The organism is Rhodopirellula sp. UBA1907 (genome assembly GCF_002337565.1).
Lineage (GTDB): Bacteria > Planctomycetota > Planctomycetia > Pirellulales > Pirellulaceae > Rhodopirellula > Rhodopirellula europaea.
The window spans coordinates 52,800-60,537 of the sequence record NZ_DDGH01000034.1 but is presented as its reverse complement, the minus strand read 5'-3'; the positions used below and the strand labels follow the sequence as shown (position 1 = coordinate 60,537).

Annotated in this window: 5 protein-coding genes and 1 tRNA gene; 5 read left to right on the top strand and 1 reads right to left on the bottom strand. The window is 55.7% G+C overall.

Annotation, left to right across the window (positions count from 1 at the left end; translation table 11 throughout):
* Positions 1-210: 210 nt before the first annotated feature.
* Positions 211-4,095, bottom strand: a complete 3,885-nt coding sequence (locus B2R17_RS07870) for a serine/threonine-protein kinase PknK (RefSeq protein ID WP_286763538.1) — start codon at positions 4,093-4,095, stop codon at positions 211-213.
* Between the two features lie 383 nt (positions 4,096-4,478).
* Here B2R17_RS07870 and B2R17_RS07865 point away from each other — a divergent pair.
* From B2R17_RS07865 to B2R17_RS07845, 5 genes are all read left to right on the top strand, one after another.
* Positions 4,479-4,552: transfer RNA gene (locus tag B2R17_RS07865), tRNA-His, on the top strand.
* 127 nt (positions 4,553-4,679) lie between these two features.
* Positions 4,680-5,984, top strand: coding sequence for a tyrosine-type recombinase/integrase (locus B2R17_RS07860; protein ID WP_286763537.1), 1,305 nt, complete (start codon positions 4,680-4,682; stop codon positions 5,982-5,984).
* A gap of 177 nt (positions 5,985-6,161) precedes the next feature.
* Positions 6,162-6,815, top strand: coding sequence for a hypothetical protein (locus B2R17_RS07855; RefSeq protein ID WP_286763536.1), 654 nt, complete (start codon positions 6,162-6,164; stop codon positions 6,813-6,815).
* Between the two features lie 39 nt (positions 6,816-6,854).
* Positions 6,855-7,208: a DUF1580 domain-containing protein gene (locus tag B2R17_RS07850; protein ID WP_286763535.1), complete on the top strand. Its 354-nt coding sequence runs from the start codon at positions 6,855-6,857 to the stop codon at positions 7,206-7,208.
* Between the two features lie 204 nt (positions 7,209-7,412).
* Positions 7,413-7,738: hypothetical protein (locus tag B2R17_RS07845; protein WP_286763534.1), on the top strand; the 326-nt coding region annotated here is incomplete at its 3' end.

The following is a 7,738-nucleotide window of genomic DNA, read 5'->3' as shown; positions in this document are numbered from 1 at the left end:
CGGCGTCGCTCGACCTCTCCCCAAACTCCGTTTCGGGAGAGGTGCGATATATGGAAATCTGCCGAATAGCGGTATCAGAAAACTTCACGACCTCTCACGACGTGCTGGTGTCCAGCGTGCTCGTCAGTGATTCACTCGGTCGGCTCTTCCCAGCAATTCACAGCGATCGTCATCGGCGTTGCGAACGAGGATCGATCAACGGACGTTTACTTAGGCTTCCGGCCGCTCGACGCCGCGGTAGAGTCTTGCGAAGCGTGACGGTGCGACCACCCCCTGGTCAGCCAAATAGGCTTCCAAGTCCGACGGTTGGTTGATGTCTTCCAGCCACTTCAACTCATCGCCGGTGGCCAGTACGAACGGTGTCAGACGTAGTTCTTCAGCCTTCGCCTTCGCGGCGACCAGAAGTTCGCGAGCGTAGACATCCATCCCAGCAACGGGACTGCGAGCCATCTGGATGCCTTCGTAGAAGTTCGCCTTCATTCGCGCGAATTCAGATCGTTCTCGGCGGAGCTTCTTGATGGATCGCTGCATCACGGCTTCGGCTGTCTTGGTTTTGCAGCTCAATGCCTGAAGTGACAACAAACAGAAGAACTCTTGGAAGTTGATCCGAATCATTTGAACCCGTTTCAAATCCGTGACCTGCATCTGCCGAGGCAGCAGGTCCAACTTGGATGCTCCGTTGGTAACATCCGCTGTGTAAAGGTCACGCAGCACGTCTTTGAATTGTTGAACAAACAAGAAGGACGTTCTTCCAACCTGCTTCATGGATTCGCGGACACGTTCCGAGGCCAAATCCATCCGAGCCAAGTCGTTGTCGGAAAAGAACGCGACCGATGCATACCCCAACGTGCCCATGATCGTCACGAACTGATCGTTGGTCGTCCGACCCTCAGCCTGCATCTCAGCGACGGCTTGTCGAATCTCTGAGATCATCCCGCATTGGAAAAAGGACGCCAGTTCGACGTATGAAGTGTGTGCAATCTCAAAGTTCTTGGCGTGCTCGCTCAAGGCATAGAATTTCTTAGACCGTGCGCAAGGAGCCAGAGCATCGGCGTATCGACCGTCCATGGCCGCGTGCCAAGCCAACCCGCTGTTGACATCACCGTGCCATGACGGATCGTCCTCCGGCTTCAAAGCTCCGGACATTCGCTCCAACATCTGCCCGGCTCGTTCGCGAGCTTTCCCTGGGCTGTAGCAAGCAAAAACGGCTTCGCCCACGCCCAACTGCAAACGTTCGCCGGTCGTTCCCCGCAACCGAACTTGTCGTGCTGCAAACAGCCCCCATTCAACCGCGACATCGTTGTTGATGATGCTGAGCGGGCGTATCAATCGATTGCAGGCCTCGATTTGGCTGCCTTCCTGCCACGTGCGTTGTGGGGCAGGTTGGTCAAGGAGCGTCGTGAGATCACGCTGCATCGGCAGCAAACGAATGATCCGCCACATGACCGACAATTTGAACGCCCATTTGGACTTCAGTCGTGGCAAACCAAGCTGAGCGATCAACGGTTCCACCAATCGACTCACGTCGCTGAACTCGCCCGATCGAATCAAACACTCCACTCGGTGAAGCTCTTGCTCGAACGAAGCGTGTCCATCCAACAACTCCGCTAACGCCTCGTGTGTCGTCGCCGCATCGCTGAGCAAGCCACTGCGATGCCAAGCAAACGAAGCTTCTTTCAGGTAAGCAATTCGCTGTTCACCTTCGGAATGATCCGCCGCCACCTGCAACCACGATGCGACTTCTCGGTGAGCAAACATTTGTTGGGCTTGCTCAGCAGCCAACTTGGCCCAATTCGCCAGCGGTTCGTAAACCTTCGCTCGCTGGTAGTGCGACGCAATCACATTGGCAACGTCCGGCCGAACATGAGACAGCGTCTCCGCCCAATCCAGGTGCAACTGGCGGATATCTGGTTCTGACATCTGGTCCAGAACCTTTTCGCCCAGCCGCGAATGCCAAATTTGCACGGTCGGTCCAGACGATTCACCGCGGACGATCAGTCGACGCCGCTGCAACTCATCCAAGTGTTCTTCCAGGCAAGATTCATCTTCATCCCAAACCCGAAGCTCTTCGACAGGCAACTGACGTCCCGCGGCCGCAATTCGTCGAAGCAACTGCAACGCACCCGGCGGCAATTGTTCGCACCGACTTTGCCACAGCGTTTCCATCGACGGCACGGTCATGCTGCCGCTTTCATTTCCATTCTTTTGAATCGCGTCTGACAACCATCCGCCCGGACGAAGCTCTTCCAAACACGCATCGAGCCGATACGGTAGCCCATCAATCTGACTCGCCAAATCTTTCAAGTGAGCCTCTGGAATCTCCAGTTCGTACTTGGAGGCTTCCCGCATCAGCATTTCAATCGCGGTTTCGTCCGGCAGCGGCCCGAGATTGATCGTCTCGTCGGGCAGCGTGATTTGTCGGTCGCCATTGGTTCGCGAGACCGTGATCAACCCCAGTCCTTGCAACTGAGGTGCTTTCGGCCGGTTCATGCTGCCGGACTGCAAATAGTCCAACACCGAGATCGTGTCGCGGTCCGCCCACTGCACGTCGTCAATCACGAAGAACACAGGTCCGTATTCTCGCAAACGTTCGCAAACCTTCAGCGCGGCTTCTAGACCACCGGGACGTGTTGGCGATGTCTGCAACAAAGGCTGCGATCGATCCACTTCCAACACCTCCGCCAACCCAGGCAGAATGCTGGTCAACACACTGACTGTGACGGAATCCACCTGCAGCGGCTCGCGATCCATCCCGCGAAAACGCATCGTGATTTCATCAGAGATTTGGCTGAAAGCTTGCAGCGGCTTTTGATCGCGTTGCTGACAACGGGCAACGAACACCTGCGTCCAAGAAAGCGAACGCAACTGTGACAGAGCGACATCCAACAATGTTGACTTGCCGATCCCCGAGTCACCACTGAGATGCAATCGTTGGACCTGCCCGCCCAACACCAGGTGACTCCATCGGTGAATGCGAGACAGTTCATCGTGACGAATTTGCTGGGTCGCCTCGCGAACTCGGCTGGAATCAACGTCGGTGATCCGAGTCATCTGCATCGCCTCGAGTGGACGCCCCAATCGCGACAGCGTCATCGCCATGGGACGGTCCGCCTCGTCGGGTGCCAGCATCTCGTCCAGCGTTTCCAACAAGTCTGCGGGGATGCTCGGATGCAACCCGCGAACCGCGTTGGTGATCAACATCCGATCTTGTTCCTCGTCGGATTTGTCGCGACGAATGCCCAATGACTCATCGCCACCATCTGTGGGCCGCGATTCATTCTTCAGCGATCCTTCGCGACGATATTGAGCGGCGCTGAAGACACGCAGTGCCTCCAAGACAACCATTCCCAAACTGAAGACATCGCTCGACGGTGTATGACGCTGTCGCACCAAGACCTCTGGCGCGACGTACATCGGCGTCCAAATCAGATACGCCCGCATCGATTCCGCATCGCATTCTTGGAACATGCCCGCGGAGTCGTAATCGATGACGACAAACCGTTTGTAGTCGTCCGTCACCATGATGTTGCTGGGTTTCAGATCTCGGTGCACCAACTCGCGAGCGTGCATCCATCCGATCGCCGAACCAATCTGACGAACCATCTCCGTCATGTGTTCGCAGGCAACATCCAATGGCTCGTTTCGCCAGCGCCGAATTGCGGTGGTCAAGTTGATGCCGTCGATCCGCTCCATGCTGAACGCGACCGTTTTGTCGTGTTCGTGGATCCCATGCAAACGCATCAAGTTGCGATGATTCAATTTGGCCATTCGACGGAATCCCGTCTTGGCCAGCGTCGTGCCTGGATCGTCTTCGACAGCCAGAATCTTCAGCGCGACAGGCTTATCGGTTGCGTTCTCTCTGGCGGCAAACACCCATCCGTGCGTGCCCGACCCCAACCATTCATCGAGAGTGAACTCGCCCCAGGTATCACCAGCCTTGTACGGCGGTGCCTGCAGACGTGGGCGCGGCTTGATGCCTTGAGTCTCACGGTCAAGGATGTGCTTGGTCCGCGTATCCTGGCTTGCCAGTGGACGCATCCACTCATCACCGGTGTAGTCTTCCCATTGCGACATTTCAAACGGGCCATCGTTCAAGGGGCATTGTCAGACCGTCGTCGACATCATCGTAGCATTCCTGCGCCGGCGCTTCAAAAAAAGCACGCCGACATGCGAATTAGCCGGAAAAGAATCGAGCCAGGTTGCGTCGACATTTGGGGCAAGGCTCGGGTTCAGTTCGTGAACTCGCAAACGATTGTGAGCGGATCGACATCCACCCACCTGCTTCGGGGGTATACTGCCACGTTGGTGTATCCACGTCCAGTTTAAATGCACGCACGTTCCGGACGAAGCAGCAAATTGGTTGGACAGTTCCAATTTTGCGGACAAGCAGCTTATTTCTATGAAGGAATGGTGATTCCGGGCGTTCCAACGGGATTGACCACGTCAGACCACGTCGATAAATTCGTCGCTCGCTCACGGTGGTTGTAGTTCAGTTGGTTAGAACGTCGGATTGTGATTCCGAAGGTCGGGGGTTCGAGTCCCCTCAGCCACCCTCTCTCTCGTAGCCGAATCTCCCGCAATTTGCGGCTTAAGTAGATACCGGGCATGTCGCCCGTGCGGCGTTTTCCTAAGGACCCAAAACGGTACATACCGTTTTGAGAACATTGGAGGCGTTTCACGTGCCCAAACTCTCGAAGTCATTGCCCAAGTACCGCAAGCATAAGGCCAGCGGACAAGCTGTCGTGAACCTTGGTGGTAAGGATCACTATCTCGGTCCGCATGGAACCAAGACCAGCAAAGCCGAGTACGATCGGCTGCTCGCTGAATGGCTTGCAAATGGACGGCGACCGGTTGCGCAGGACGATGAAGAACTCATCACAGTGGTCGAGGTCTTGGCGGCATTCTGGAAGTTCGCCCAGGTCTGGTACGTCAAGAACGGCGAACCTACAAACGAAGTCGAAGCCTATCGATTAGTCATCCGCGATATCAAACGTCTCTATGGTGACAGGCCAGCCGTCGAGTTTGGTCCGATCGCATTCAAAGCAGTCCGGCAGGTCTGGATTGACCGTGGTCAAGCTCGATCGACCGTCAATAAGAATGCCGGCAGGCTAAAGCGACTGTTCAAATGGGCGGTGGGCGAAGAGCTAATTCCGCCATCCGTTCATCAAGGACTATTGGCGGTGGACGGCTTGCAAAGAGGCCGCTGCCAGGTGCGTGAAGCCGATCCGATTCTGCCTGTCGCTCTGGAAGTAGTTGAAGCAACACTGCCACACCTTCCACGTGTGACCGCCGACATGATTCGGTTCCAGCTGCTCACTGGTGCTCGACCAGGCGAGGTCTGTGCAATGACTCCAGCCTGCCTTCATCGAGATGGTGAAGTTTGGGAGTACAGGGTTTTTGGTCATAAGACCGAGCACCATGGCAGGAGCCGCACCGTATTCATCGGGCCCGACGCACAATCGATTTTGGGGCCCTATTTGTTCCGCGACGCTGACACGGTTTGCTTCTCGATGGCAGAAGCCGTTGAACAACGCCGGGAGCTCGCAGCGTCCAAAAGAATCACTCCACAATCTTGTGGTAATCGACGCGGCAAACGCTCAAAAAACGATGGGAAATTTAAGAAGGGTGAGCGGACGCCGAAGCAGCGGAATGAGTTCAACACCGGGAGCTACGCCAACGCCATCAAATACGCTTGCGCGATCGCATTTCCAGCTCCCGCCCCACTCGGCTGCATGCCAGGGGAATCCAATGCGGCAAGACTTCGCCGATTGACAGAAAGCCAACTCGATGAATTGAAAGCATGGCAGAGAGTGAATCGCTGGCATCCAAACCAGTTGAGACACACAAGAGGAACTGAGATTCGCAAGCGATTCGGGTTGGAAGCGGCCCAAGTGATTCTTGGTCATGCCGCTGCCGACGTGACTCAAATCTATGCCGAGCGAGACCGCGAAAAAGCGATCGAGGTTGCCCGGCAGGTTGGGTAGGCGATAATCGAAACGCTGCGACAGCGACGGCCGTCGCAGCAATGAAACATCGTTTCGCGACGGCGAGACGGTAACGGGTAGGCGACTGATCCTCGCCGCACGATCGAACCGGTGTTCACGATCCTTTCCGTGGTCGCCGGTTCGGTCGGCTCTCTTTCACCTGGAAGGAATATTGGCGTGGCCAAGAAGAAAGTCCATTGGGACACCGTTGACTGTTCGAGCGAAGACACCGCCGCCGAACTGATCTTATCCAATGAATTGCGTGAAGGCTTCATTTTCAGTGATTCCGACGCAACAAATTGCGATCTGGAACTGATGGTCTGGAATCTGTTGTTTGCGATTCAAACCGCCAGTGGCAAAGAAATAAAGCTTTCGAATCGTGGTATCGAAAAAACGTTTCGCCTGCCAGAAAGCCAACTCGCGGAAAACGCCGTGAAGCTTCTTCACCATTGCAATAGTCAATCAATGACACAGCTTGCTGACTTCCGTGCTGGTGTTCTTGTCGGCTTAATCCGCCGCGACTTTTTTGAAGCGTCACGGCTGGCTTATAAACGCCAAGAATCATCTGGGAAGCTTCGCGGCGACGAGCAGAAGGCGAGAAAAGAAGACAACCAACCCAGCCGCAAATTGATGCTTGCAATGCTTCGAGATGAATCGAAGTTTGCTCCAGAAAAATCGGTGAAAGACATCCAATCTCGCGTTGGGAGAAAGCTTCCCAAGTCTCGCAGCGGTCGCACCGTTGCGGACTGGCTGAAGGAATATTCACCGCCAATTGAAACGACGGAATGGCACCAAAGAGCGATCAAAAGAAATTCTAAAAAGCAGCGATGAAGGATGGATCTTTCTTCACCGTTTGGCCGGTAACTTCGCTTGCGTGACAATTCAATTCCGACCAACGGGACGCAAGCAATGCACAAAAGCAAACCCAAGCCAAATCCTCATCGCATGCTGCGAATGTCAGGTGCAGCCGCCTACTACGAGCGAGAGACTGGTGAACGACCTCACGTGTCCACACTGCACCGATACGCATCTCGCGGATTGTGCAACGTGAAGCTCAAGACCCAGTACGTCCTTGGGTGTCGCCGAACGACGCCCGAATGGATCGATGAATTCATTGCCGGAGTAACGGCCGCGAAGAACGGGAACGCTCCCGAAACGGCAAAGGTCGCGGGTACCGAACGGCAGCGGAAAGCTGAGCAAGAGTTAGCTGCCGCTGGCATCTGACACATCACCAAACCAAACCAGGCCGCCGACCAACGGAGCCAACCCATCGCCTCCACGGCGCCGGCGTTGGCTTTTTTTGTGTCGGCACCAAACGAAAAAAGCCGCTGACCACCAAGCGGCCAACGACTTTCGTAAATCAATCTGGCAACCGACCAAAGTTGGATTGATTAAACCCGCAACCCCAATGGAAGCAGGACTGCAATCATGATTGCCCAGCCGACCCCCGAAGTCAACTCACATCGTCCGCCGTGGCGACAGCCCGAACCGACGCCCGAGCCGATCACCGCCGCCGTGCATGGGCCGACTGAGCGAGCGGATTACGTCGCCGCGATCGAGTGGAGTTTCGCCGCGACAGCCGATGAAATTCTCGAGCGGCATCATCACAGACGCGACGACTCGCCTGGCTGGCGACTGGGCGTGTCAGTTTGCCGAGACTTGCTTTTCGTGCAGCCCGAACAGCAATCCGATGATGAATGGATCATTCGCTGCTGCCAGTGGCGTGACCGGCTTGGCGACGCGGTAGCGGTAGG